We start from the raw sequence: 25,806 nt of genomic DNA, 5'->3' as shown, positions 1-25,806 counted from the left end.
GATCGCAGCCTCGTTTCACTCGACAGCTCCTACAAGGTTTGCGTCAGGCATAAAAAAGCCCCCATTGCCTTCACAGGCAATGGGGGCTTTTGGGTGATGCGTTGTGCTTACTTCTCGACGAACGCTCGCTCGATCAGGTAGTCACCCGGCTCGCGCATCCGCGGCGAAACTTTCAGGCCGAAGCTGTTCAACACTTCGCTGGTCTCGTCGAGCATGCTCGGGCTGCCGCACAACATGGCGCGGTCGTCCTGCGGGTTGATCGGTGGCAGACCGATGTCGCTGAACAGCTTGCCGCTGCGCATCAGGTCGGTCAGGCGACCTTCGTTCTCGAACGGCTCGCGGGTCACGGTCGGGTAGTAGATCAACTTGTCACGCAGCGCCTCGCCGAAGAACTCGTTCTGCGGCAAGTGCTCGGTGATGAACTCGCGGTAAGCGACTTCGTTGACGTAACGTACGCCGTGGCACAGGATCACTTTTTCGAAACGCTCGTAGGTTTCCGGGTCCTGGATGACGCTCATGAACGGCGCCAGACCGGTACCGGTGCTGAGCAGGTACAAATGTTTGCCAGGCTTCAAGTCATCCAGCACCAGCGTGCCGGTAGGCTTTTTGCTGATGATGATCTCGTCGCCTTCCTTCAGATGCTGCAACTGGGAAGTCAGCGGGCCATCAGGCACCTTGATGCTGAAGAACTCGAGATGCTCTTCCCAGTTCGGGCTGGCAATCGAGTAAGCGCGCATGAGCGGCCGGCCGTTGGGCTGTTGCAGGCCGATCATCACGAACTGACCGTTCTCGAAGCGCAGGCCCGGGTCGCGGGTGCACTTGAAGCTGAACAGAGTGTCGTTCCAGTGATGAACACTGAGGACACGCTCGTGGTTCATGTTGCTCATGTACGTGGGACTCCTGGAGATTTTGCCTGCGCCGCTGATGTGCGCAATTGCATCGCATTCTAATGGCAGCGACAATATCTGTTAAATGGATTATTAAGATAAGGGTTATCGGTTATATAGATATGCGATTTACTCTCCGTCAACTTCAAGTATTCGTCGCCGTCGCCCAGCAGGAAAGCGTATCCCGTGCTGCGGGTCTGCTCAACCTTTCGCAATCGGCGGCAAGCACCTCGATCACCGAGCTAGAGCGCCAGTCCAGCTGTCAGCTGTTCGACCGCGCCGGCAAACGGCTGAGCCTCAACGCCCTTGGTAAACAGTTATTGCCGCAAGCGGTGGCCCTGCTCGACCAGGCCAAGGAAATCGAAGACCTGCTCAATGGCAAGTCCGGTTTCGGCTCTCTGGCGGTCGGCGCGACCCTGACCATCGGCAATTACCTGGCCACCTTGCTGATCGGCAGCTTCATGCAGCGCCATCCCGAAAGCCAGGTGAAGCTGCACGTGCAGAACACTGCCAACATCGTGCAGCAAGTTGCGCATTATGAAATTGATCTGGGTCTGATCGAAGGCGACTGCAGCCATCCGGACATCGAAGTGCAGAGCTGGGTCGAGGATGAGCTGGTGGTGTTCTGCGCGCCGCAGCATCCGTTGGCCAAGCGTGGCAGTGCGACCATGGAAGAACTGACCCACGAGGCCTGGATTCTGCGGGAACAAGGTTCTGGCACGCGGCTGACCTTTGACCAGGCCATGCGTCATCATCGCAGCGCGCTGAATATCCGTCTGGAACTGGAACACACCGAAGCGATCAAGCGCGCGGTGGAATCAGGCTTGGGGATTGGCTGCATTTCGCGCCTGGCGCTGCGCGATGCATTTCGCCGCGGCAGTCTGGTGCCGGTGGAGACACCGGATCTGGACCTGGCGCGGCAGTTCTATTTCATCTGGCACAAACAGAAATATCAGACGTCGGCGATGCGCGAATTCCTCGACCTGTGCCGCGCCTTCACCGCCGGGGTTCAGCGCAGCGACGAGATCGTGCTGCCCACCATCGCTTAAAGCAGAATCACCGCCCACACCAGCGCGATCATGCTCAACGCCACGAACTGAGCGGCGCTGCCCATGTCCTTGGCGTTCTTGGACAGCGGGTGCAATTCAAGGGAAATGCGGTCGATGGCCGCTTCCACTGCCGAATTCAGCAACTCGACGATCAACGCCAACAGGCAGACCGCGATCAGCAACGCCTGCTCGACACGGCTGACGTTCAAAAAGAACGACAGCGGGATCAGGATGACGTTGAGCAACACCAGTTGCCGAAAAGCCGCTTCGCCGGTGAAGGCTGCGCGCAGGCCGTCCAGCGAATAGCCGGAAGCGTTGAGGATGCGTTTGAGGCCGGTTTGGCCTTTGAATGGCGACATAGAGTAGGCAACTGACCAAAAAGGAATGGGAAAGCTAGATCAACCAAAGTCAAAAAAGCGTGAACCGGCCAACTCTTAGTGGCTCGAAATTGACTCAAGTTGTTGCAAGAGCAGCGCAGCCTGGGTGCGAGTGCGCACATTCAGCTTACGGAATATAGCCGTGACATGCGCCTTGATGGTCGCTTCGGAAACGCTCAACTCGTAAGCGATCTGCTTGTTCAGCAACCCCTCACAGACCATGGTCAGCACCCGGAACTGCTGCGGCGTCAGGCTGGCAAGGCCTTCACTGGCCGCCTTGGCTTCAGCGGAAACGCTCACGGCTTCGAACGCCTGCGGCGGCCAGAACACATCACCATCAAGCACCGCACGGACGGCTTTCTGGATGACGCTCAGGTCACTGGACTTGGGGATGAAGCCGCTGGCACCGAATTCACGGGATTTCACCATGATCGAAGCCTCTTCCTGGGCCGACACCATGACCACCGGAATCTGCGGGTACTGACCGCGGAGCAGCACCAGCCCGGAAAAACCGTAGGCTCCCGGCATGTTGAGGTCCAGTAGCACCAGATCCCAATCAGATTTTTCGTCCAGTCGGGTTTCCAGCTCGGCAATGCTCGCCACTTCCACCAGACGGACATCCGGACCCAGGCCCAGGGTCAACGCTTGATGCAGGGCGCTACGAAAAAGAGGGTGGTCATCGGCGATCAGGATTTCGTATGTGGCCATTTTTCTAATGATCCTGTTTTTCTAACAACTCAAGGCACAGCCACGGAGCTGCACCAACAGGGCACGTTCAACGCCAATCACGTGGCTATCACGTAAAGAATACGGCGTATCAAACTTTGGCCGCGCCCCAATCGGCGCCAAGCATGCCCAGCGAAACCGGGGTGGTCAAGGTGCATGGCCGGTACAGTTCTTTGCAGTATGGGCGACAATCAGCAGATGCCCGGAGCCGTGTTCTGCACGAAAGGCATCAGTTCGGTGTGGGCTGGCGTTGCAACGTTCATGTCCAGCTGGTGTTTCGCGTCCAGGTAATGCTGGCTGAACACATCGAAATAAGCGTCCAGTGCCGATGCCGCCTCGGTATCGCCCGCAAGATCCAGACATAAAGCCGCCACTTCGGCGGTGCACAAATGCTCGCTGCGGGTCGACCGACGCAACCGGTACCGCGACAGTTTCTCGGGCAGCAGGCTCAGGATCGGCAGGCGATCAAAATACGGGCTCTTGCGGAAGATCTTCCGGGCTTCGGTCCAGGTTGCGTCGAGCAGAATGAACAATGGCCGCTTGGTGCTATCGGCTTCGACGGTGTTCGTCACGCGCTCAGGCTCGACGTATTCACCCGGAAAGACAAGATACGGCTGCCATTGCGGGTCGGCCAGCAGCGCCAGCAACTGCGGATCAGTTTCGGTGCGTGACCAGATAAAGGCATGGTTGTCGCGCACCACGTCGGCGATCAGCCAACCGGTGTTGCTCGGTTTGAACACTTCTTTGTTGGTCATGATGAGGCACACGCCAGAGCGGGCCTCGACCTGCGGGCGCCAGGCGCACAGGCAGTGACTCTCGATCACACGGCAGGCACGGCAACGCGGTGCCCTCCAGCCACGGGCCTGAATCGGCTTGATGCCCTCCTCCTCTCGCTCGTCGCGCAAGCGGGCGACGGCGTTTGCAGCAAAGGGTGGGGTTACAGGGCTCATCGCAGGCAGCACCGGTGGGGAAAGAAAATCGACACGAAGAACACTCGACAGGGCACAAAGACGCGGCAGTTTATCAGAGCAACCGGCGCAAGCCTGTACCGTCCAGGCCTCGTCCCCTATAATTCGCCGCCACTGAACGCACAGTCATGTGACGGGTCGAACCACCAGTCACTGAACCAGGAGAGTTTCATGCTGCGCCTTATCGTTCCCACCGCTGCCATTTTGCTGGCCTCGTCTTTCAGCGCTCAGGCTGCGTCCTTGAGTGAGCAGAATCTCAACCGAGAGCTGCGAAACGTCGCCGCTCAAAGCAGTGCTGGCACTCCACGGGCGATCAACGAAGACATTCTTGATCAGGGCTACACCGTCGAAGGCAACACGCTGATCAATCATCTGAGCGTACAAAGCAGCCACGCCAACAAGATGCGTGCCGACCCCAAAGCCGTGTATTTCCAGCTGGGCGCCTCTGTGTGCAACAACCCATCGTTCCGCAAACTGATGGCCAAGGGCGCGGTCATGCGTTACGACTTCACTGAGGTGAAGACCAACCGCTCAGTCGGTTCCGCCAGCTATCAGGAATCGGATTGCCCGAAAGCGGGCCCGGCCAAGAAGAAGTAATCATCGGGAATTGGCGCGCCGCTGTTCATCCTCGGCGCGCAGTTCTGCCACCAACGCCTGCAAATAACGCGAACGCCGCTCCGCGCCTTCCAGACGCCGGCAGCACTCCTCTTCGAGACTCAAATGATGGGTCTCGGCCGATGACTTCAGTAATCGATACAGTTGCGTATCGATCTCCAGAATGACTCTGGCCATGGTGTCCAGCCTCCCTGCACCTCGCCCTGTTTGAGCGAAAAATCCTTGAACCGCTTGGACCGTGCGTCCTGCCTTTGACGCAAAGTTGTCGTGTCACGCCTGTAACTTAGTAAATCAGAGCGCTGAGCCCGTGGCTGGCGTTCTGACGAACGGTGAATTCACCTTGCAAATCGTCAATAAGCGGTTGCCAGGAAAGACTTAACGGCGCAATGATCAAGTCAGCGAGAATCTCTGTAAGGGTCTAGATTCAGAGTGTTCACGATCACTTTTCAGGGCAGGAAAGGGGCTGCCCGTCGCGTGCCTTGTTGTGCGAACGTTTCTTTCATCCAAGGGAAAAACAGAGCCTGTATGGACGACTCGAACCGAGTCGGGTGGAGCGCCCAGGCATGGGCTTGGGCAGACAGCGACACATGAGGTGTCGCGGCGCTGACGACTGTTTTGTCGGTGCCAAGGGTTCTGTGCAGAAGGAGAAGTGAATGCCTTACCAACCGAATGACCTCCTGAGCCGTCATTTCGAAGAAAGCGGCCACGACCTCATCAGCAAGGTCGAAGAGCAACTCAACCTGGTTTCACCCAATAGCCCCAACATCCCGATTTACCGCGACATGATCCTGACCGTGCTGCGCATGGCCCAGGAAGATCACAACCGCTGGAATGCCAAGATCACCCTTCAAGCCCTGCGCGAACTGGAGCATGCCTTCCGCGCGCTCGAGCAGTTCAGGGGGCGGCGCAAGGTCACTGTTTTTGGCTCGGCGCGCACACCGATCGAACACCCGCTGTATGGCCTGGCCCGGGAACTCGGCGCCGCGCTGGCGCGCTCGGACCTGATGGTCATCACCGGTGCCGGTGGCGGCATCATGGCGGCGGCCCATGAAGGTGCCGGCCTGGAACACAGTCTGGGGTTCAATATCACCCTGCCCTTCGAGCAGCATGCCAACCCCACCGTTCAAGGCACCGCCAACCTGCTGCCCTTCCACTTCTTCTTTACCCGCAAGCTGTTCTTCGTCAAAGAGGCCGATGCGCTGGTCTTGTGTCCAGGTGGTTTCGGCACCCTGGATGAAGCGCTCGAAGTGCTGACGTTGATTCAGACCGGTAAAAGTCCGCTGGTGCCTGTCGTGCTGCTGGACGCGCCGGGCGGCACGTTCTGGCAAGGCGCGCTGGACTTCATTCACCATCAACTGGAGGAAAACCGCTACATCCTGCCGACCGACATGAAGCTGGTGAGCCTGGTCTACAGCGCCGAAGAAGCGGTAGAGCAGATCAATCAGTTCTATGGCAACTTCCACTCCAGTCGCTGGCTCAAGCATCAGTTCGTGATCCGCATGAACCACAAGCTCAGCGACCAGGCACTCGAAGACATGCAGGAAGCGTTCGCCGATCTGTGCCTGAGCGACCACTTTCATCAGCATGCCTATAACGGCGAGGAGCACGATGAAGCGCAGTTCAGTCATCTGGCGCGACTGGCCTTCAACTTCAACGCCAGGGATCATGGCCGCCTGCGAGAACTGGTGGACTACATCAACCTGCCGGAAAACTGGGCCGATACCAAACCCAAGGCGCAACAGCGCACGCGAGAGCCTTCCAAGGTGACGTGAGGCAAAATCGAGGCAAAAAAAAACGGCCCGCTATCGAAATAGCGGGCCGTTTTTATTAATCATCCGTTCCCCGACCGCTGAACAAGCGGCCGATCATTTCCATGGAGTATCCCCGATAACTCAGGAAACGCCCTTGCTTGGCGCGTTCCCGGACGTCTATCGGCAAATGCCCGGCAAATTTGCGCCGCCAGGTCTCTTCCAGTTGCTCCTGCCAGTTGATACCGCTCTCGCGCAGGGCGAGTTCGATGTCGTTACGTTGCAGGCCGCGCTGGCTCAGTTCTTCGCGAATACGCAAAGGTCCGTAGCCGGAACGAGCACGGTAGGAGACGAAGCTTTCGAGGTAACGGGATTCGGACAGCAGGCCCTCTTCCGTCAAGCGGTCGAGTGCTGTGTCAATCATTTCAGGGAGAGCGCCGCGCTGACGCAGTTTACGCGTCAGCTCGACTCGACCGTGCTCGCGTCGTGCGAGCAGGTCCATGGCGGTTCGCCGCACCGCGACGAGTGTATCGAGTACGGCGGTCATCGGATCAATCAGATATCAGCATCAGCCAAGTCATCAGCCGTCTCTTTGACTGGCGATGCTTTGACGTCCGGCGCTGGAGTCAGCAACTTGTCACGCAGTTGCTTCTCGAGCTTGGTGGCGATTTCCGGATTGTCTGCCAGAAACTTGGCCGAGTTAGCCTTGCCCTGACCGATCTTGGTGCCTTCATAGGCATACCACGCGCCGGACTTCTCAACGAAACCGTGCAGCACGCCCAGGTCGATCATCTCGCCGTTGAGGTAGATGCCCTTGCCGTAAAGAATCTGGAACTCGGCCTGACGGAACGGCGAAGCCACCTTGTTCTTCACAACTTTAACGCGGGTTTCGCTACCGACGACTTCATCACCTTCTTTCACCGCGCCAGTACGACGGATGTCCAGACGAACCGAGGCGTAGAACTTCAGTGCGTTACCACCGGTGGTGGTTTCCGGGCTGCCGAACATCACGCCGATCTTCATGCGGATCTGGTTGATGAAGATCACCAGGCAGTTGGCGTTCTTGATGTTACCGGTGATTTTACGCAGCGCCTGGGACATCAGACGGGCTTGCAGGCCCACGTGCATATCGCCCATTTCGCCTTCGATTTCAGCCTTCGGAACCAGGGCCGCCACGGAGTCGACGATGATCACGTCAACTGCGTTGGAACGCACCAGCATGTCGGTGATTTCCAAGGCTTGCTCGCCGGTGTCCGGCTGGGAAACCAGCAGGTCGTCGACGTTGACGCCCAGTTTGCCGGCGTATTCAGGATCGAGGGCGTGTTCGGCGTCGACGAATGCGCAGGTCGCGCCGGCTTTTTGAGCCTGGGCGATCACCGACAGTGTCAGCGTGGTTTTACCGGAGGATTCAGGACCGTAGATTTCAACGATACGGCCTTTTGGCAGACCGCCAATGCCGAGCGCGATGTCCAGACCCAGAGAGCCAGTGGAGATAGCCGGGATCGCCTGACGGTCCTGATCGCCCATACGCATTACGGCACCCTTGCCGAATTGACGTTCGATCTGACCCAGGGCCGCAGCCAAGGCTTTCTTCTTGTTGTCGTCCATTAAAGTCCTCACGTAATCAATAAGGCCTGACGGCCAACACCTGTATAAGTAGCCAGTATTATTCCACAGCGTTTCAGGATCGCCTACCCCTGATTTGAGATTTCTCCAGCGGCATGACGCAGCAGCCCCTCTAGCGCGGCCTTAACCGTTTGTCGGCGGACCTCATCGCGGTTACCGGCGAAGTGCTGCACCTCGCTGAACACCTGCTCACCGACGCCCCAAGCCAGCCAGACCGTGCCGACCGGTTTGTTCGGCGAACCTCCATCCGGGCCGGCTACACCGCTGACCGCCACGGCAAAATGCGCCCGGCTTTTTTCCTGGGCGCCGCGAACCATCGCCTCGACCACCTCGCGGCTGACCGCGCCCACCGTAGGGAACAATTCGGAAGGAACGTTCAACTGCTCGATTTTCTGCCGATTGGAATACGTCACATAACCGGCCTCGAACCACGCCGAGCTCCCGGGAATGCGAGTGATCGCCTCCGAGATCCCACCGCCGGTACAGGACTCGGCAGCCGTAACGTGGGCATTCAGAACCTGCAAGCGCCTGCCAAGTTCAGCGGCCAGTTGAGTGATTTCTTTCACGGTCATCTCCTGAGCGAGCGGAATGAGCACTACCGTACACGAGCAGGTTGCGCTTGCAAGGCACGGGATCGATCAAAATGTTAGCGAGCAACGGCTCTGACGTAGGCCTGACAGGCCTGCAAAGCAATCAGTCCGCTGTCGCCGGCGTCGGTGATGGCGATAATTCGTTGAGCATGCGCCGGGTCAAGTCGGGCGCGTACGGCGCCATGATCCATGCCGCCGGTGCTGGGGGAGGCTGGCACTGAGTTGCCTGAGGCGGCGTCGCCGGCATCGAGGAGGACTGACAGGCGCAGATCAGCAGTGGCAAGACGGTCGCGCAGGCGACCTTGATCACGTTGGGCATCGCTAAGCGCTCGGTAATGGGTTTGTTCGCTGGCCGACAGACGCTGCTCCAGCGCCAGGCGTTTGTCCTGCTCGGCCTTTTGCTGCGTTGCGGCGGCCAGTGTCAGTTGATTGAGTGCCTCGGCGTACAGCCTGGCCTGCTCCGCGAGTTGGCGGCCGTACCGCCAATCCTGAAAGTGCCAAGCCAGCGCCGCCGAGCCACCCGTCAACACCGCCAGTAACACAACAAGGCCAATTGCCCGGCAAGAAAACGGCATCAGACCGAAGGCTGACATAGCACCGCCCTCGCCCGCGCCCACAGTTGCAGACGATCTTGCAGGCCGTTAAGCCCACCGTTGATGCGGCGGGTGATGCTGTTGAACTGATCGCGGTCGGCCAGTTCGTTCAGGCCGTTCTGCTCCCAGAACCAGGCGGCTGATTCGGCGGCCCATTGGGGTTGTTCCAACAGTTCAGGCAGCGACAGCAGACGTTCATCGCCAAACAGGCCGAGGCTGCACTGGCGATAGTTGTTGTGCCCGGTAATCTGGATCAGGCCCCGACCGCGGTATTTCTGCCCATCACCGTCGGCTTGCGGCGTGTTGCCCAAACGCAAGGCCAAGGTGCCGGTGTCGTATTTGCTCAGGTATTGGTTGCTGCCCAACTCCCGAACGTACTGCAACTGCCCGGACTCATGACCGACTTGCGCGAGGAACGCGGCGATGCGTTTCGGGGTATTGATATTGCGGTGGATCATGGCGCTATTGAGGGCAGAAATAAAAACGCCCGCTTGGGAGCGGGCGTTGGGGAAAATTTGTTGTAACTGCGCTGAAGTGAGAGACATGGGTCATGTTCCATTGGCCGTCGTTTTTAACCAGACAGGCGCCAGGGGTTTGCTGAAGTCTTTTGGAAAGTTGGCCATCGAGGGCCAGTCGCGCAGATCCTGCCGGTAATCCAGCAGTTCATGATATTGATCACTGCTCAAGGTCATCGGAGTGCCCGCCGCTTGTTCATCGCGATCACGGTCGACCAGCCATTGGCTGGCAGACAACTCTTGATCTCGCAAGGCTCGAGCAACCGTTGCTGGTTCGGGTTTCGCCTCCGGAGCACCCAGCATCGCAGGCAGCGGCACACCACCGCTCGCCAGCCATTGCTGATATTCATCCCAGAAACGGTGATGAAGGGGAACGGTTGCCCCGTCAGGCAGACGGATGACAGTGTCCGGGTCTTTAGTAAGTTGATAGTTCATAAGAAAATGCTCCCTAAAGTTCGGCGTCGGCGGTGGCCTGGATGTAGTAAGTCTGAGTGATCAGCCCGATATCGGAGTTGTCAACCCAGACACCGCGAGTCGAAACCCCGATCGTCCGTGCATTAGCCGACGAGACTTCATCACTTCCCGAACGCCATTGCCCAGCACTCCCCTTCGGTGTGGTGGCATACAAACCGAGACTTGGAATAGCTCTCTTTTCAACCTTGAAAGTCCACTGAGCCAAGGGCTGTGAGGCGAACCCCGTTTGTCCCTGTTTCACTGTGGATAACAGTGCACCGTAGGGACCTATCAAGCTTCCGGGCGCGACATCCTGACTGTAGGTTTTTTCGTAATAACGCTGGCACATCATCAACTCATCGCCAGGGCTACGGAGCTCGAACGGCGTTGACACTCGCCCCTCTTCCAACTGGATCTGCGCCAGGTCTATGACTTGCAAAACATTCAACGGCAGGTCGAAGGACAGCCGCAGAAAGTCATTACCACTACTTCCTAGTGTCTTACCTGCCAAGGACGGTACTTGAATTGTCGCACTGTATCGGGACCACGAAGTCTTGAGTTGAAAGCTGCCCACCGGCGTCACCGTATCCACGCTACCGCCAACACCGAAATACTGTGCGACTGTCACATTGATCTGACGCGCCGTGTCGGCCTTGGCCCAGAACGTCAGCGTCGCGGTTTTTCCCGCCAGGGTCCTGACCGATTCGATCGCCTGGGAGATTTTATGTACGCTGGCGCCAACTCCCGCGGTGATTTGTTGCCAACGCATAAAGTAACGGGGTTCATTGGGTACCTCGGTCTGACCCAATGCAAAATTCTGCCTGGAAACATTCACCCCGGCGTTCCCGTTCCAGTCGCAACGAAAACGGTCAGCGATATAGGCCCCGGTGTAAGGTCCCAAGTTGGCTGTCCCACGCTGCCAGATATCGAAGTTGCCGTTAATCAGAAGGTTTTTGCGATAAACCTGCACAGGAAAATTCTGTTGCGGGTCGAGTTTCGCCAACTCCTTAATGGCCAGGCTCAACTGATCCGTCTGATTTTCGGAAGGCATCAGTCCGGCAGCAGTGATGGTGTTGGTAATTTCCTGGGTGACGGCATTGCCCCAAGTGGCAGGAATCAGGGAACCGGGGGTTCCGGCAATCGGGTTCTCATCGACAAATTGACCGTTGACCAGCCCCGCGCTGGTTACGCTTCTTGGATAGTCCATCTTATCTACTCTGGTTATGGGGAAAACTTACAATCACCGGTTCGAACCTGGAACCTGCGGCCAGCCGATGTCTGTCGGAAAGCCGGGTTGCCGTTCAAGACGATTCAACTCAACGCTGTAGAGCTTCCACTCCATCAATGCCAGTTGCTCATCATGAGTCGCGTCGCCAATATCTTCGGCATATTGAAGAGGGGCTATGCGCAGGACCGCCTCACGAAGCAGGGCGTCGCGTTTGGCCAGCACCTGATTACTGAAATCCGCCAACCGCGCCTGTTCGTTAAGTTCCCAGGTGTTAGCACGCCAGATATAAAACTCTCCAGGCCAGGGAGCAGTGGTAAAGGTGTCGGGCAACTCCCCAAGTTCATTCCAGATCTGCTGGGCTCCACCCTCTTTGCGATACACCAGACCACGCCGGTCAATCACTTCGCGCGGAACGTTATTGATCAACACCCAGGTACGCCCTTGTTCCGCTGGAGGTAATTCAAATGGAAGTTCCACGGCATTACTGGGTAGTTGAATGCCAATACCTGGCGTCACAAAAAACTCGACAGGCCCGGACAAGGCGCCCGTGTTATCAATCAGATAATTAAACATGGACACCTCAGATGAGTTTGATGCGGCCGGGATAGGCGATGTTGCGTGGTCGGGATTTGAAGACATAGAGCAAGGTGCCCGCAGGGTCCATCTGATAGCTGGTTCCGGCTGGATAGATCGGGCCACCATTGAAGAGTGAGCCTGCGTATTGAGGCTCCTCACGGGTGTCGGCACCGATGGAGGTAAGGCTGTCACTCCATCGCGACCCTACCGCACCGCCACCATTTGAACCCATGGCATAGGAATGCGCGGTTCCGGGCTGGAAGGCCCCCATGACGCGCCCGGTATCTACGCCACGCCCTTCGTCCAAGACCCTTAGAAACTCCCCTCGACCTTCAGGACCACGGAACGTCAACGCACCATCGCCACTGGTCCACTTGCCTTCGTTGCCCACTCGAGCGGCTTCGGTGCCGAGCATTCCCGATTGTTGTGCGTGATCCCACAACCACGGCCATTGCGCACGATTCATGACCGTACCGTTGAGCGCCCCATAGCCGCCAGGGCTGAGCAGCGTGGTCGTCTCGAAAAACGGGCGACCCAACGGCGTGTTGTCAAACCGCCCCACTGGCCACCAACTGCCGGCGCCATCGCTACGCAGCTGCCACCAGTCGCCGCCGCCCATCAACACCAAGAACGTGTAACCGGTCGTAGATAGATGGGTATGAAACCGGATTCGATCCGTGCCGGCAGCCTGAATAACCAGACGGTTGCCGCTGTTGTCCACGCGTCGAACAATGACGTCGCGAACACCCATGGCCCCGTTGGCCGGCGGAAGCGTGATGGTGGCAGCGCCGGGGCTGGCGTCAATCAACACCAAACCGAGTTCTTCTGGCGCCAGCATCTTCGATGCGGCTAGCCGGGTGACCATAGAACGCATCGGGCTGCTCACGCCGATGATCGACTGGATGGCTTTGAGCAACTGGCCGTTGTCCGATTCTGAGGGTGCCATTCCCGCGCCAGCAACCACCCCCAGAATCTCTTGCGTAACCGAATTGCCCCAGACCGCCGGAATCAGCGATCCAGGCGTACCGGCCACCGGATTCTCGTCGACAAATCGACCATTCACCAGTCCGATACTGGGGATGCTTTTTGGATAATCCATCGTTCTGCTCCCTGTAATAAACGCCTGCACTGCCATTGGCACAACGGCACTGCAGGCAATGTTTGAATAAAAAAAACGCCCACGGGTGAGTGGGCGTTGGGTACATCGGATATTTCGAACGAACTAGCCAGCGAGGTCGCTCGCCACGTTGCGAATCGCGGCAATCGCGTCATCACTGACTTGATTGGCGAGATCGGTTTTACCTTTGGCGATATGAACTTTGATTTGTTCTTTTGCCTTCAAGCGAAGCGTTCGAAGTGTCAGCAGTCGCTCGTTGAATTGAACAGCCTTGGCAATTATCTGATCCGCCGCCTGTTTGGCAGTGCGACCTTTGACGACCCAGGCAGACACCGAGAGCGGCACCGCTTTTTTCGGGTAGCCTTCTTCCACGAAGGCTTGGGCTTCAGCGGCAGCTTGTGTGTATTCCATTGCCTTGAGCGGATCACCAGCAAGAACATTGCGCGCATAGTCCGCCGCCGCATCAACTCTGGCACACAGGCGTTCGATATCCTGTTGTTCCATTAGCGCGACTTTCGAAGCGTCCGGTACCCACTTTTCTCCATCCCATGCGTGCGCAACAGAAGGTTGCGGGGGACGAAGTCCGTCCTCGAATTGATGAAGTTCTTGAATGACGTTCATCGAATCAGCTCCCAGGAAAAACTGATATTGACGGCGGCACTGAAATTGACCGCGATACCCGAAACATAGTCAGTCACGGGATGGTTCTTGATGCCCATGCTGAACAGCAGTTCATCGCTGACGGCACTGGTCGAACCCAATGTGTGTTCCGCCTGATAGGACTGCCACAACGAGCGTAATTGCGAATGTTCAAAACTTGCGGTCAGGGTAGTAACCGTTACATCGTTGACAAAGTTATTGGTGAAAATCGTACACGGCATTGGCGTTGTCCAACCGCCGTCATGGTTGGAGCTGGTCGTCAGCGCCGGTGAGAGGAAGCAGTAGTTGGCACCCACCCAACCCGCCTGAGCAAAAGCTACACCGGAGATATCCGTCGCCGAGGGCGTCGGGTTGCCAACGATCAGGCGTGCCGAACGCGCATGGGGATCGAGAGGTAGATAAATGGCGCCTGTGCCATTTACGGTTTGCGTCCAGGTGAGTCGCGAACGGTTGTAGATCGGGAACACTGATGGCACCGATCCAGGTGTGCTGCTAATGATCCAGGCGAGACACATGTCCAGCGGTGTCGATTGAAAACCGCCTCCCCCCGCCGCATCTGGCGTGCCTTTCAAGGAAGCGGGGGCAAGGTCATACAGACTGCCACGCTGGGTGTAGAACTTGAGCACACCTCCCACCACCTGAGCCCTTAAAAAATACCAGGCACTCGGCAACATCTCCGCACTGCTCCAGGCCTGAGTGGTAAACGTGCGCGACCGTCCCAACTGCCCCGCCACCACTTCCTGGCCCAGACTGACCAACACCCCGGACGGAATCGACACCTTCCCGCCGCTGGTAGACGCCGCCATCGGAGTCACCGACAGTCGCCCGTCCGCTGTAGCCACAGTGGGTGTCGGCAGCGAGCCAATCGGCAATGCGCAATCCAGATTCCAGCCCTTGGCCGAAACGCTCTGAATGGCTTGCAGCAACTGGTCATACTTCGTCTCGTCCGGAGTCAGGTCCCCGGCCTTGATCACATTCACAATCTCCTGCGTCACCCCATTACCCCAGCTTGCCGGAATCAACGACCCCGGCGTCCCGGTCACCGGGTTCTCATCGATGAACTTACCGTCCACCAACCCGGCGCTGGGCACTTTCGTTGGAAAATCCATCTCACTACTCCCTAGTCATAATTGATGTGCACCTTGGTATGCGCCGGTGCGCTGCGATGGATCAGGCATTCCAGGGCCGAGCCCGGATTCATGCCAAACCGCTCGCCCCAGTAACTGGCGCCGAAACGCCGGCCCAGTAGCAAGCGGCCGCCGGTGTTCAGCGTCCACATGAACTGCGCTTCCCAGGTGCCCCAGTGCGCCGCACCGAAACGCGATCGGCCCATGCGTGGGGCTTCGAGTTCGGTGATGGTGGCGTTCGGGTAGCCCTGGCTTTTGGCGATCTCAAGGTAGTAGCCGACCGCCTGGCTGCCGACCGCCAACAGCCGACGACGCACGGCGAGACGACGATCCTCGAACAGTGGCGTGGCACCCAGACACGGGTCGGGCAGGTTCATCACCCTCTCCCAGTCCGGCACCAGTTCACTGACGCCAGCCGGGTCCATTTCGTTGAGCAGATCGGCGGCGCGGGCGTCGAGTCGGGCCAGTTCCTGGGCGATACCGTCCAGCACATTCTCCAGTTCCGGAACCCGCTCGGGGTCCCAGGCGGGGCCGCTGGGCAGCAGACTGCGCAGTTGCGCATGGTATTGCGCGGCGGTTCTCATGCCTGCCATATGCACACCCCGAAGGTCAGCAACTGGTTACTGTCTGCGATGATGTCGGTGGTAGGCGAGATGAGTGTGTGGTCGTTTTCGCCAGTGGCGCTGCTGATGGCTTCACGGATGTGACTGATCAGCAAAGCCTCGCCAAGGCCGGCCTCGCGGTTGTGCAAGTCACGCAATTGCGCTTCGACGGAAGCACGCACAGCGCTGGTGTCCGGCGTCAGGCTGATGGTGTATGTGACCGGCACTTGCACCGGCGGCAGCACGTGTAACTCTGCCGTGACCGGTCGCAATGGTTCGATGTAGGCCTGCACGGCTGCCAGTTGCGCGGCATTCGGTACCGGTTGCGGATCGTCGTCGCGCATGATGTACAGGTTGACGATGCCCAGCTTCGCGTAGGTGCTGCGGCACCAGGCACGGGTCACGCCGGGGCATTCCAGGGCCCAGGTTTCATAGTCTTGCGCCGAGCCGCCGTGAGGGATGATCCGATACGAACTGATCACCCGGGAGCGCAGCGATTCCAGGCTTTCCCGGGCGACACCGCCGATCAGGCCCGGCGCCAGCACCGTGAAGCTGTTACCGACAATCCCCAGGATCGGCTGCACCGGAATCAGCGTCAGGCCGGCATCGGCATTACCCAGGCTACCAGCGTCGAGCGCTGCGATGGTCGTGCTGTTGAGGCCATTGCTGGTGGTGCGCGAAGCGGTCACTTTGTAGGTGCGACCGTCGCTCGACTGCAGCAGTGTGTCGACGTCCAGCACGGCGCCGGCGCTGGCGGTAAAGCTGACGTTGCCGCTGGCAGCTTGCGCGGCTTTGCGCGGCTGGTTCAGACGCAGGGCGGCGATCCGCTCCAGGGTCGATTCCTCGGCCTTGTCCGGGAGGATCTGCTCGGCGATCCAGTCGAGATAGCCATACAAACCATAAGCGGCGCCACCGAGGGTACGGGCCAGCACTTGCGCATCGGACTGGCGCAGCGAATCGCCGGCCAGGTCGCTTTGGGTGCGCTTGATCAGCACCGGCAGCGAAGGGGTTTCAAACGGCATAGATCACCTGCCAACTGTTTTCAGGGTTGATGTCCAGGCGCTCGCCGTCGGCCAGGGTCAGGACCGTGCGCAGGTTCAGGCGCTGGGCGTCGAGGCGTTCGCTGATGATGTCGATGGCGCTGCAATGGCCGTCGTCGATCAGCCATTGCAAGGCTTCGCGGGCATAGAACTCGGCGTCCATCTGCGTTTGCCGGGTCAGCTTGACCCGGCGCAGCAGCCACAGCCGCGAGCCGATACGGTCGTCGGCAACGGTGGGAAAGGTGTCGCCCCACCAGCCGAAGCGTTCCTCGTCATCGAGGGCATCGTCATCGGCGGCGCGGCGCCAGGTGAACAGGCTGATCAGCACCGAGCGGATCAGGGCGGCGTGGAGGTTCTGGCTGATAAACATCACTGACCTCCCGCCGGCACGCCGGTCTGGCCGTTGCCTGCCTGAACGCCGACATGCACGTGTTTGATCTGGCTGATGCCGCCCGCGACCTGGTCGCCCTGGGACACGATCTTGCCGGTCTGGGTCAGGGTCGGGGTGTCGATGTTCACCGCGGTGCTGGCGCGGATGTTCAGGGTCGCGGTCTGGATGTCGATGATCCGCCCGCGCTTGAAGTGGATCTTGTCGCCTTCGTCGGTGTAGATCGCCACCTCACCGGCGGCCAGGGACTGGAGACGATAGCGGCGGTCGGCGACCACCAGGACGATGGCGTGGGAACGATCACCACCCAGAAACGTGGCGATGCCCTCGGCGCCGGCCAGTGGGTTGCTGGTGAAACCGTAGGGTTCGAAGTGCTCCATGTCATCGTTCACTTCGCCGGCGGTGAGGCGCATTTGCAGCGATTGCAGCTTGGATGCCGAATTGGCGAGCACGACAGTGCCGCGCGCCAGGAGGCGTGTCAGTAGGCTCATTGGGTTTCCTTTAAATCAGGACCGATGCAGACCAACGTGGGAGCGAGCCTGCTCGCGAAAGCGGCCTGCCAGTCGATATCGTCGGTTAATGTGAGGCCGTCTTCGCGAGCAGGCTCGCTCCCACACTGGCCTGTGTCGTTCATAGCATTCGCACACACAGGAGTTCCCGTTCCCACAGGTACAGCGTCAGGCTGAAGTTTTCCTGGGTGGCTCGGGATTGGCGTCGAAGGTGTGCGGCGGGGCGATTTGCAGGGTGGTGACCGAGCCTTGTGCCGACAGTGAATAAGTCACTTTGGAGATCAGCATGTCGTCATCAAATCCGAGCACCGGGTCCTTGACCCGCACCAGGGTGTTGTGACGCCATAAATCACCGTTGGACTGGCGCCAACCCTGCACCTGATAGGTGGTCGCCAGCGCCCTGCCCATACGGGTGGTGCTTTCCCAGGTGGCCCGCTGCTGCGCCAGTTCGAACGTCAGTTGCGTGCCTTCGTTGATCACGGTGGTGCGCCGACGCTTGAAGCTCAGGTCAGCCGCGACCGCTTCAACTTCGCTGACGGCCGTCCCGCTCTTCGTGTCTGTCCCTTTTTGCTGACCGATCACCCGATATTCGGAAAACACCTGGCTGTAATCCATCGGCGCGTTGGCCGAGAGAATGTTCTTGCCCAGTTCCAGTACATCGCTGGCCCGCCCACCGCTGCCCGGCCGGGCCAGCACCAACCGACCCTGGGCATCATCAGTGGAAAACACCCGGAACAGCGACAGCAAGCGGTCGATGGATTGAAACACCGTTTCCCCCGGCACAATGGTGTGACTGCTAAGCCGGGAGGTTTCGGGGATTTCGCTGACCACGTACACGCTGTAGTTCATTGCCAGCGCTTCGACGATGCTCAGCAAGGACTGGCCGTGCCATTGGTTCGGACGGTTGGTTGCCGCGCAATCCACCAGGTCCTGGGTGTTCGAGCTGCCTTCGATGCTCAGGCTGATTTGCTGCCCGTCATAGCTGATGGGCGCCTTGAACACGTAACCGGTGAGCACCAGATCCTTGCCGATTCGCACCTCGCAACTGTCCCCGGCCTTGATCCGCTGATCCACGGTCTGCCCCGGCCATTGCCAGGTGATGTCGAGTTTGAAGGTGCGGAACTGACGCTCCAGGTCCGCACTGATGTCCACACTTTTCCAGCCACCGTATTCCATCCCGCCGACGGTCAGCGTGACGCGATTATCCAGCTCGCTCATGGCTCACTCCCCGGAGACTTTCACTGCGTTCGGCAAAAAACCCGGATGGGAAATACCGTTGCTTTGGGTCACTTCAGTGACCCGTGTCGCATCGGTAAATTGCTTGTAGGCCACGACCAGGGCTGGAAGGCTTTCCTGGAATGCCTTGCTGACCTGTCGCACTCCAGACGACGCCACCGCTTTGAGGTGTGCGATCAATGCCTGTTTTACATCGTCGATGGCTTGGTAGTGCGCAGGCCCCGCCTTGTCCAGCATCGGGTTGATCGCTGCGACCAGCGCCTTTTGCAACACTTGCAGATCGTTGATGACCGGCACTTCCTGACGGCTGACCGGTTGCATCGCCTGATGCTCCAGCGAGGGTGTCGACGGTGTCTTCACCGGCTTTGTGGCCACCGGCATCGAGGCCACCCATTGCGCCACTTTGACCAACAGCGTGTCCTGCACCAGATCCGCCATGGCTTGTGCGGCGGCGGTGGTGTCCTTGCCGGTGGTGAGCTTCGGCGCGTCTGCCTTGCGAATGGCTTCGAGCTGTTGGGAGACGTCGGCAATCACGCCACGATAACCCTCCTTCGCGAAGTCCTTGAGCGACTTGATGTCGCCCAGCAGTCCCTTGAATTCCGCCGCCACTTCCTTGGGCAACTCCTTGACTGCCTTGACCAGTTCGGTGATCTGGCGGTATTGCTCGATCAGCGGTTTGAGCTGTTCCTTGATGACCTCAAAAACGCCGGTGAGGCTGTTGCGCAGATTGGCGATGCCGATCCGGGCGGCCTTGATCAGGGTCATCACCTGCTCAAAACGCGCCACTGCCGAGCCCAGCAGGGTGTCGGCTTTCGCCAGCAGCACCTTTTGCGTACTGACCGTCGCGGTCGGAAACGGCAGCGGTTCATCGGGGTAAAACTTCAGCGTAAAGGTCACCAACCCGCCGTCCTGGCGGGTGTGGGTCATATCGCATTCGCCGACTTTGACCTGCAGCCGTCCCAGCCACGGATGGACCAGTTCCCCCCGGCCCTGCTCCAGCGCCTTGAGCAGTTTGTCGCGCTGCTCCAGGCAATCGGGGCCGACAATGAATGCCGTCAGGTCGTGAATCTTCGCCTGCCGGCCAAGATTCTCGAAAAACGGCAGGTCTCGCTGCGGGTACTCGTGCAACTGGCCCTTTTTGCCGACCGGGGTTTTCGTCTGATCGACCCAGAAACCGACACCTCGAAAGGACGCCGGCAATAAACGGTCACGCCAGTTCATTGGAACCTCCAAGCGAAAGTGAGCGGTAACCGATACGCGAGTTGAGCGTCAGCCCCGGTTGATTGGTTTGCGGTTGAGCGGTGCGCAGGCCGGCCGGCGCGTTTTCGAAGCGCACGGTCAGGCCGCCTTCGAGTTGCGTGCGGTTATTGGCGGCGCTTTGTTGAATCAGGGCGCTGGAGTGTTGTGGCAGGTTGCCGGGCAATCCCGACGAGGCGTGCGGGGCATCAATGTCTTTACCGAAGAACGAAGGGGCTGGGGCCTGGCCTTTCTCGCCGTCAGCACCCGGCTGGCCGGTGATCCTCGCGACCAAGCCGCCAACGCCGCCGCCCAGCAGATTTTTGATCGGCCCGATAAGGCTCTGGAGTTTTGTCCACAGCTCATTGAACCAACCCAAAATCGGCTCCCAGGCTTGCTTGATCGCTTCCATCGGCGACTGACCGAACAGCGAACCGAACGTATCCAGAATCGGTTGCACATCAGCAGTCAACGATGTCCACAGACCGGAAAAGTAACCCTTCAAGCCCTCCCAGGCAGCGGTCACCCTTTCAACCGGCGAACCACTGAACAAACCGCGAAAACCGTCCATAAACGCTGTCGCCGATGCGCGAAGCACATCCCACAGCGCGGAAAACACTCCCGCCAGCGGCTGCCACAGGCCTTCGATCATCGCCGAAGGAGAGAAGGAGAATGCCGATCCAAGCGCCTCATATCCTGCTGTTGTTTTTGCCGCAACACTGTTCCAGAAATCGGTCACAACGCCGCCTGCCGAATTCCAGACCCCGGCCATCACCTCTTTCGGCGACCAGTTGAATCGGGATTTGAGTGCCTCATATACGGCCGACGTTTTCGCCGTAGCGCTGTTCCAGAAATCGGTCACAACGCTGCCAGCCGACTTCCAGATCCCAGCCATCACTTCTCTCGGTGACCAGTTGAATCGGGATTTAAGTGCCTCATATACGGCCACCGTTTTCACCGTCGCACGGTCAAAGAAATCGGTTACCCCACCACTGGCTGAAGACCAGTTTTCACCTAACGTCGCCTGGAGTTTTCCGAAGCGCTCGGTGGTCCCTGTGACGACGCTGCTGGCGCCAGCGAAAAAGTCCGCTTTGATGCCCTCCCAAGCTGTGCGGGCAGAAGTCCCGATCCGATCCAGGGTTTGCGACATGCCCGTGCCAAGCTTGTTCCAGCTTTGTTTGATCGTCGAAATCCCGACATCGGTATCGGCGCTGATGGATGTCCAGAGCCCGGAAAAGAATCCTGAGATCGATGCCCAGTTATCGATGATCAAACGCGCACCAATCACTATGATCGCGACGGCTGCGGCAATGGCAGCGGCAATCAGGCCGATCGGCGATGTCAAGATACCCATCACCGTCGCAAACCCCATTGCAGCGACGGTCACCACGGTGAACGCCACCGCAGCCGCCGCCAAACCTTCTACCAGGTAGGGATTATTCGCTGCGAACTGGCCGATGGCGGTCACTACCGGTGTGAGTGCGGTGACAATGCCATTGACCGCCGGGAGCAACGCCTGACCGATCTTCAGCGAGATGTCGTCGAGGGATTTGTTGAATTTTGCAAGGTTGGCAGAGGTTTCCCCCGAGACCACCTTGGGCACTTTCAGCCCCTTGAGGGCCATGGCTTTTTTTGCCAGCTCATCCTGAGCCGCAATAGCTTTTTTAATGCCGTCCTGGAACGGCTTCAACAACCCGCCGCCGGAGATAAAACCGGAGAGGTCCAGCGGTTTGAGACCGCTGTCCTCCATGCTTTTCTTGAATGCTGCGACTTTGCCCCGAATCCCTTTCAGCTCGGCGTCCAGTTTCTTGGCGCCCTGCATCACCACGATCATGTTCACCGTGGCCAGGATATTCGTCTGGCTCATGTTTATCTGTGTGTTCGCCATCACTGCACCTGCTGCATCGCATTGATCCGTTGCGCGTGCTCCAGGGATTCCCGGAGCACATCCAGTGGCCTGGCCATCATCTGTTCGGGGTCAACCTTCCAGAACCAGGCCAGGTCATAGGCGACTGCGATCAGGTCGGTGATGGCTCCGACGCCGCACTCATGAAAAAACTCGCGACGGCCCAGCTCAACGCGTTGAGATCAGCCAGGTCCAACTGGTTGACCGACGACGGCGGGATGCCGGCGCAGACCGCGATGTATTTGGCCGCAACGTCCATGTCCAGGCTGACTTCTTCGCTCTTGTCGATCTTGTACGGCAGCGCCTTGATCGCTCGAACTTCCTGCACCGTCGGACGGCGCAGGTTGAGTTCGGTCAAGGGCTCGCCGTGGGCTTCAATCGCAACCTGAAGCTTCACGGCGCCGCTCATTGCCAGGTCCCCTTCACACCGTTGAAGACCAGCGAGATCGAGGCGTCGTCACCCTTGGATGCCGGTTCATCGACGAGGTAGGCGCCGGCCAGCACGTAGACTTTGCCGTTGCTGAATTCGCAGGTGACGGTCATGTCGACGCCAGCCACCAGCTGCTTGAGCGGGAAGTCCGGGGTGTGCAGCGCGGTCACTTTGAACGACGGCGCAATGTCGGTTTCCTTGTAGAAACCCGGTACGACGGTTTCGCGTTTGGTGGACATCAGTGGCGCTTCGCAGCCGCCATTGATGGTCAGTTGAGCGCCATCCACTTTGACGTAGCAGGTGCCCGCAATCAGTTGACCCATGGTGTTTCTCCCTTCAAATAAAAAGCCCACGCGGGGTGGGCTGAAATCACACAGTCAAGGCAGCGATCACGCCGCGTCGTCGTACTGCAGACGGAATTGGTTGAGCAACGCGAACACGCGCAGGCCGTTGATGTAATCCGGCGGGAACAGCACGTTGACCCGGCTCGGGTCCTGCACATCGCGCTCGACGATCAGGTGCTGGGCGAACAGCTCGGCGTTTTCCACGTGGCCTTCCAGTTCGAGCTTGGCGTACTGGGCGATCAGCTCCCCGCGGATGGTGCTCGGGGTGACGATCGGCTGGCCGGCGCCAAAACGGGTGCCGTCGGAAGCCAGTTTGTGGCGACCGTACTTGCTGGTGATCACGCTTTGCAGGCGGCGCACGATAAACGCCGACTGGTGCATGGTTTCGCTGTCCAGGTAGGAGTTGTCCGCCTGGCCGTAAGCGTTCTTCTGATAGGTGGTAATCGAACGCTGAATGCGCACGTACCCGCCTTCGTAGTAGGCGGTGGCGATGCCGTAGTTAAGCAGCGACTGACGCTCAGTCAGGGTAAAACGTTCGCTCGCCGGGGCCGGGTCGAGACCTGGCAGGCTACCGCTTTGAGTCGGACGACTGGCATCGGCGGAAATGAATACCGACGTGCGCGCAGCCAGTGCAGCGGCTTGAACCCAGAACGGTTGCGGTACGCCCGGCTCCAGCGCCTGAAGGGTCATGTGCTGATCGTTACGCGCCTGGCCAGCGGCGACCAAAGTACCAATGGTGCCGCGCTTGGCACTGTAGACGTGACCGAACAATTGCTTGGCCCAGGACCAGCGACCGGTGCTGTCATCCATGACGGCTTGCCAGGTGTTGAGGGTCGACAAGTCCGACCACGGCATGCAGATGAACTCGAACGGTTCGTCGCCCAGCGCGGCCACGGCGGCAACCTGATCCGGCACACCGGCGCCGCCAGTCATGGCGGTGACCGCCGAGGTCAGGCCGGTCGGGGTTTCTTCGCCATTGCTCTTGCCCAGGCGATTGAATTGCAGGCTGATGTCGTTGCCGCTGTCGCCAGTCCATTTGGCACTCAGGGTCACGACACCTTCGACCGCAGCGGCAGTGACCGGCAGATCAGCGGCGGCGTTGATTTTCAGCGCCAGCGCGGTGGCTGCTTGAACCGCTGTGTTACCGCTGACAATGGCCGCTTGAACACGAACACCACCGACGTACAGGTTGAGCACACCGCTTTGGGTGGCCGCGCCGGTGAGGGTCAGCACGCCTTTGGCGATACTGCCTTCAGTGTTGTGCAGCGGCAGGCACCAGATCTCGCCGACCGGATCGGTCTTGCGGAACGTCTCGTACATCGAAGCCAGCATCGAGCCTTGGCCGCCGATGCTTTTTGCCAGTGCCACGCTGGACACCAGCACCAGTTTGCCGACGTCGGCCGGCGCCATGTTGTCGTTGACCTGAGCGACGATCAAACGGCGCATGGCCGACGACGCGCTATTGGCTGCCGAGTTGTCCATCTCGGCGTAGAACAGCGGAACACGAATGTCCGCGGGGATGTTGCTGAATCCGATCGCCATTATTTGGCTCCCTGTGGTTTTGCCGCTTTCACGGCTTTGATAGTGATATCGCCATCGGCCAGACGTCGACGCCACCAGGCGTTGTCCGACACTTCACGGCCCTCGAGGGGCAACAGATCGCCCGCTTCCGGGTCGGGCACGGCACGGCCTGGGGCCGGCAGCACGGTGATACGTTTGCTCATGGGGTTACGTCTCCAGAGAAAGTCAGTTCCAGGCGCCCGTCGGGCCCCGGGCGTTTCAGATTGGGGTCTGCCGGGTCGATCGCATCGACCCGCACGGTGACCCCGGTAAAGGACGACAAGCCGTCCAGTTCACGTTCGTGCCAGCTTTCCGCAGGCTGGCCGGGCAGATTGCGGCCGAGCTGGAACTCGGTATAAAAGCGCAGGCGATACAGCGCACGGCTGCTGTTGATGGAAACCAGTTCGCCGCCGTCGTATGCGATGGCGTCGTAGTCGCTGCCGGGTTTGAAACCCACCAGCGCGCGCCACAGTTCGGCCCGCAGGTCGTGCATCAGATCCAGCGCTTTTGTAGCGTCCGTGGTGTCGAGCACCAGGGTGACTTCGAAGCGGTCGCGGATCGGTTGCAGGGCCAGGTTTTGCGCCACGCTTTGGCTCGCCACATCGGCGATCGGTACGACGTAGGCGCAAGGGGTTTGCAGCGGGTTGTCGGCTTGCAGGGTGGTGAGATCGATGCCAGCGGCCACGCGATTGACGAGGGTTGGGCAGTGATCGCGTAATTGCGAAATCAGTGGAGTGATCTTCATGGGTTGTCACCGGGCATAAAAAACCCGCTGAGGGGCGGGTTTGATTCAAAGGTACTGGCCATGGGAAACCCGCGTCCTTGCAGGTCGGATGCCGGTCGGGGCGCCACTGTTCGCCAATCCATTGGTCTTGGGTTTCAGTGATCCTGGCTTGTGTCGCGCGGCGGCACTTCGCAAACGCCAATCCGCTTCGCGGCCCAGCGCTCGTAAAGACCGATCGCGACGTCCGCGCCGGCCATCGCTGTCAAGCAGCCAAATGCGCAAGCGGCCCAGATCGACACGCCGGCGGCGTACAGCAGCATGATGGCCGAGACCCCGCACACCACGCAGGCCCCGGAACGCAGGGCAAGTCGCCGCAGCAACGACCAGCCGCGAGCGCCCTCCTTGTCGGCACGCCACATCTCGCCGGACACCCCGCCCACCAGGGCGAGCACGATGACCAGCCAGATCGGCATGTCCAGCAACGCTTGTTGCTCGTTTGTCATGTCACGCCTCCCGGGGTGATGGATGAGTAATGTGTGGTTCTTTCAAACGGTGTCTCTTGGGTGTTGAAGGTAGGTAGGCATTCCAAAAAGCCCGGAGCGTTCCGGGCTTTTCAGTAATGCGGTCCTGCTGACTTTTCGGCGCTACTGGCGCGGTACGAGTCCATTCAAATTGTTTTTCCGACCGCGGTCCCTGCCCGCCGGATAACTGTTTCTGGTGCTTTACGCTGCACACCCGGGTCAGTTGCCAACCCTCTGAACCGTTGAGGCCGGTTCATCGCTGCCTTTGTGGTGGAACTAAAGAACTTCGTTTCGAGCTGCTTTGTTGAGCGGCTTGAGACAAGAATATGCATGGATGCATATACAGTCAATGCATAAACGCATTTATTTATGCACAGCAAATGCACTGACGCATGAACACCCCATAAATAAAGGCGCTGACGGTTTTTGGCAGGCGAAAAAAAACCCGCTCTCGG

At 59.2% G+C, this 25,806-nt stretch carries 32 protein-coding genes; 3 read left to right on the top strand and 29 right to left on the bottom strand.

Going from position 1 to position 25,806, the window contains the following annotated elements:
• Positions 1–107: 107 nt before the first annotated feature.
• Positions 108–887 carry a ferredoxin-NADP reductase gene (gene fpr / locus ACYZT6_RS04265; RefSeq protein ID WP_003443014.1) on the bottom strand — a complete coding sequence of 260 codons (780 nt, stop codon included), beginning with the start codon at positions 885–887 and terminating at the stop codon, positions 108–110.
• A 122-nt stretch (positions 888–1,009) separates the two neighbouring features.
• On the opposite strand from fpr, the gene ACYZT6_RS04260 reads away from it, so the two are divergent.
• Positions 1,010–1,936, top strand: coding sequence for a LysR family transcriptional regulator (locus ACYZT6_RS04260; RefSeq protein ID WP_401357356.1), 927 nt, complete (start codon positions 1,010–1,012; stop codon positions 1,934–1,936).
• Here ACYZT6_RS04260 and ACYZT6_RS04255 read toward each other — a convergent pair.
• From ACYZT6_RS04255 to ACYZT6_RS04245, 3 genes are all read right to left on the bottom strand, one after another.
• Positions 1,933–2,295 (bottom strand): diacylglycerol kinase, encoded by a 363-nt coding sequence (locus tag ACYZT6_RS04255; RefSeq protein WP_008010143.1) that lies wholly within the window; start codon positions 2,293–2,295, stop codon positions 1,933–1,935. The genes ACYZT6_RS04260 and ACYZT6_RS04255 overlap by 4 nt on opposite strands.
• A gap of 75 nt (positions 2,296–2,370) precedes the next feature.
• Complete coding sequence (gene erdR, locus ACYZT6_RS04250) at positions 2,371–3,021, bottom strand: response regulator transcription factor ErdR (RefSeq protein WP_010462704.1); 651 nt, start codon at positions 3,019–3,021, stop codon at positions 2,371–2,373.
• A 209-nt stretch (positions 3,022–3,230) separates the two neighbouring features.
• A complete protein-coding gene (locus ACYZT6_RS04245; protein WP_462025859.1) occupies positions 3,231–3,989 on the bottom strand; it encodes a tRNA-uridine aminocarboxypropyltransferase in 759 nt (252 codons plus the stop codon).
• Between the two features lie 189 nt (positions 3,990–4,178).
• Here ACYZT6_RS04245 and ACYZT6_RS04240 point away from each other — a divergent pair, with 189 nt between their 5' ends.
• The gene (locus ACYZT6_RS04240) at positions 4,179–4,604 is read left to right on the top strand and encodes a PA3611 family quorum-sensing-regulated virulence factor (RefSeq protein WP_462025858.1); all 426 of its coding nucleotides are present in this window, start codon (positions 4,179–4,181) and stop codon (positions 4,602–4,604) included.
• Here ACYZT6_RS04240 and ACYZT6_RS04235 read toward each other — a convergent pair whose 3' ends face one another.
• Positions 4,605–4,799, bottom strand: a complete 195-nt coding sequence (locus ACYZT6_RS04235) for a hypothetical protein (protein WP_462025857.1) — start codon at positions 4,797–4,799, stop codon at positions 4,605–4,607.
• Positions 4,800–5,275: 476 nt separating this feature from the next.
• Here ACYZT6_RS04235 and ACYZT6_RS04230 point away from each other — a divergent pair, with 476 nt between their 5' ends.
• Entirely contained in the window at positions 5,276–6,394 is a 1,119-nt protein-coding gene (locus ACYZT6_RS04230; RefSeq protein ID WP_462025856.1) for an LOG family protein, read from the top strand.
• A 55-nt stretch (positions 6,395–6,449) separates the two neighbouring features.
• On the opposite strand, the gene recX is transcribed toward ACYZT6_RS04230, so the two are convergent.
• The 24 genes from recX to ACYZT6_RS04110 all read right to left on the bottom strand — a co-directional run bounded on the left by recX (position 6,450) and on the right by ACYZT6_RS04110 (position 25,333).
• Complete coding sequence (gene recX, locus ACYZT6_RS04225) at positions 6,450–6,917, bottom strand: recombination regulator RecX (protein ID WP_462025855.1); 468 nt, start codon at positions 6,915–6,917, stop codon at positions 6,450–6,452.
• Positions 6,918–6,925: 8 nt separating this feature from the next.
• Entirely contained in the window at positions 6,926–7,978 is a 1,053-nt protein-coding gene (recA, locus tag ACYZT6_RS04220; protein ID WP_282376924.1) for a recombinase RecA, read from the bottom strand.
• Positions 7,979–8,061: 83 nt separating this feature from the next.
• A complete protein-coding gene (locus ACYZT6_RS04215) occupies positions 8,062–8,562 on the bottom strand; it encodes a CinA family protein (protein ID WP_462025854.1) in 501 nt (166 codons plus the stop codon).
• Positions 8,563–8,642: 80 nt separating this feature from the next.
• Positions 8,643–9,179 carry a lysis protein gene (locus ACYZT6_RS04210; protein WP_462025853.1) on the bottom strand — a complete coding sequence of 179 codons (537 nt, stop codon included), beginning with the start codon at positions 9,177–9,179 and terminating at the stop codon, positions 8,643–8,645.
• The gene (locus ACYZT6_RS04205; protein ID WP_462025852.1) at positions 9,161–9,724 is read right to left on the bottom strand and encodes a glycoside hydrolase family 19 protein; all 564 of its coding nucleotides are present in this window, start codon (positions 9,722–9,724) and stop codon (positions 9,161–9,163) included. Before ACYZT6_RS04205 ends, ACYZT6_RS04210 begins: the two co-directional genes overlap by 19 nt.
• A gap of 3 nt (positions 9,725–9,727) precedes the next feature.
• On the bottom strand, positions 9,728–10,129 hold the full coding sequence (locus tag ACYZT6_RS04200; RefSeq protein ID WP_462025851.1) for a phage tail assembly chaperone: 402 nt from the start codon (positions 10,127–10,129) through the stop codon (positions 9,728–9,730).
• Between the two features lie 13 nt (positions 10,130–10,142).
• The gene (locus tag ACYZT6_RS04195) at positions 10,143–11,354 is read right to left on the bottom strand and encodes a carbohydrate-binding protein CenC (protein WP_462025850.1); all 1,212 of its coding nucleotides are present in this window, start codon (positions 11,352–11,354) and stop codon (positions 10,143–10,145) included.
• Between the two features lie 33 nt (positions 11,355–11,387).
• Positions 11,388–11,948, bottom strand: coding sequence for a tail fiber assembly protein (locus tag ACYZT6_RS04190; protein ID WP_462025849.1), 561 nt, complete (start codon positions 11,946–11,948; stop codon positions 11,388–11,390).
• Positions 11,949–11,955: 7 nt separating this feature from the next.
• Positions 11,956–13,050 carry a phage tail protein gene (locus tag ACYZT6_RS04185; RefSeq protein WP_462025848.1) on the bottom strand — a complete coding sequence of 365 codons (1,095 nt, stop codon included), beginning with the start codon at positions 13,048–13,050 and terminating at the stop codon, positions 11,956–11,958.
• A 123-nt stretch (positions 13,051–13,173) separates the two neighbouring features.
• Positions 13,174–13,689, bottom strand: a complete 516-nt coding sequence (locus tag ACYZT6_RS04180) for a phage tail protein (RefSeq protein WP_462025847.1) — start codon at positions 13,687–13,689, stop codon at positions 13,174–13,176.
• Entirely contained in the window at positions 13,686–14,837 is a 1,152-nt protein-coding gene (locus ACYZT6_RS04175) for a phage tail protein (RefSeq protein WP_462025846.1), read from the bottom strand. Before ACYZT6_RS04175 ends, ACYZT6_RS04180 begins: the two co-directional genes overlap by 4 nt.
• A gap of 11 nt (positions 14,838–14,848) precedes the next feature.
• On the bottom strand, positions 14,849–15,448 hold the full coding sequence (locus tag ACYZT6_RS04170; RefSeq protein WP_462025845.1) for a YmfQ family protein: 600 nt from the start codon (positions 15,446–15,448) through the stop codon (positions 14,849–14,851).
• On the bottom strand, positions 15,436–16,479 hold the full coding sequence (locus tag ACYZT6_RS04165; protein WP_462025844.1) for a baseplate J/gp47 family protein: 1,044 nt from the start codon (positions 16,477–16,479) through the stop codon (positions 15,436–15,438). Before ACYZT6_RS04165 ends, ACYZT6_RS04170 begins: the two co-directional genes overlap by 13 nt.
• The gene (locus ACYZT6_RS04160) at positions 16,469–16,867 is read right to left on the bottom strand and encodes a phage GP46 family protein (protein ID WP_462025843.1); all 399 of its coding nucleotides are present in this window, start codon (positions 16,865–16,867) and stop codon (positions 16,469–16,471) included. The genes ACYZT6_RS04165 and ACYZT6_RS04160 overlap by 11 nt, the downstream gene beginning before the upstream one ends.
• Complete coding sequence (locus tag ACYZT6_RS04155) at positions 16,867–17,376, bottom strand: phage baseplate assembly protein V (protein ID WP_462025842.1); 510 nt, start codon at positions 17,374–17,376, stop codon at positions 16,867–16,869. The genes ACYZT6_RS04160 and ACYZT6_RS04155 overlap by 1 nt, the downstream gene beginning before the upstream one ends.
• A 186-nt stretch (positions 17,377–17,562) precedes the next feature.
• Positions 17,563–18,612, bottom strand: coding sequence for a phage baseplate assembly protein (locus tag ACYZT6_RS04150; protein ID WP_462025841.1), 1,050 nt, complete (start codon positions 18,610–18,612; stop codon positions 17,563–17,565).
• Positions 18,613–18,615: 3 nt separating this feature from the next.
• The gene (locus tag ACYZT6_RS04145) at positions 18,616–19,851 is read right to left on the bottom strand and encodes a DNA circularization protein (RefSeq protein WP_462025840.1); all 1,236 of its coding nucleotides are present in this window, start codon (positions 19,849–19,851) and stop codon (positions 18,616–18,618) included.
• Complete coding sequence (locus ACYZT6_RS04140) at positions 19,838–21,754, bottom strand: phage tail protein (RefSeq protein ID WP_462025839.1); 1,917 nt, start codon at positions 21,752–21,754, stop codon at positions 19,838–19,840. The genes ACYZT6_RS04145 and ACYZT6_RS04140 overlap by 14 nt, the downstream gene beginning before the upstream one ends.
• Before the next feature lie 130 nt (positions 21,755–21,884).
• Entirely contained in the window at positions 21,885–22,181 is a 297-nt protein-coding gene (locus tag ACYZT6_RS04135; RefSeq protein WP_054047093.1) for a phage tail assembly protein, read from the bottom strand.
• Positions 22,178–22,525 carry a phage tail tube protein gene (locus ACYZT6_RS04130; protein ID WP_123511965.1) on the bottom strand — a complete coding sequence of 116 codons (348 nt, stop codon included), beginning with the start codon at positions 22,523–22,525 and terminating at the stop codon, positions 22,178–22,180. The genes ACYZT6_RS04135 and ACYZT6_RS04130 overlap by 4 nt, the downstream gene beginning before the upstream one ends.
• Before the next feature lie 66 nt (positions 22,526–22,591).
• On the bottom strand, positions 22,592–24,088 hold the full coding sequence (locus ACYZT6_RS04125) for a phage tail sheath subtilisin-like domain-containing protein (protein WP_462025838.1): 1,497 nt from the start codon (positions 24,086–24,088) through the stop codon (positions 22,592–22,594).
• The gene (locus tag ACYZT6_RS04120) at positions 24,088–24,270 is read right to left on the bottom strand and encodes a DUF2635 domain-containing protein (RefSeq protein ID WP_462025837.1); all 183 of its coding nucleotides are present in this window, start codon (positions 24,268–24,270) and stop codon (positions 24,088–24,090) included. Before ACYZT6_RS04120 ends, ACYZT6_RS04125 begins: the two co-directional genes overlap by 1 nt.
• Positions 24,267–24,851 (bottom strand): phage tail terminator protein, encoded by a 585-nt coding sequence (locus tag ACYZT6_RS04115; protein ID WP_462025836.1) that lies wholly within the window; start codon positions 24,849–24,851, stop codon positions 24,267–24,269. Before ACYZT6_RS04115 ends, ACYZT6_RS04120 begins: the two co-directional genes overlap by 4 nt.
• Before the next feature lie 134 nt (positions 24,852–24,985).
• Positions 24,986–25,333, bottom strand: coding sequence for a phage holin family protein (locus ACYZT6_RS04110; RefSeq protein WP_462025835.1), 348 nt, complete (start codon positions 25,331–25,333; stop codon positions 24,986–24,988).
• Positions 25,334–25,806 lie beyond the last annotated feature (473 nt).

Source organism: Pseudomonas sp. RT6P73 (genome assembly GCF_054897715.1).
This window is presented reverse-complemented; position numbering and strand designations above follow the sequence as displayed.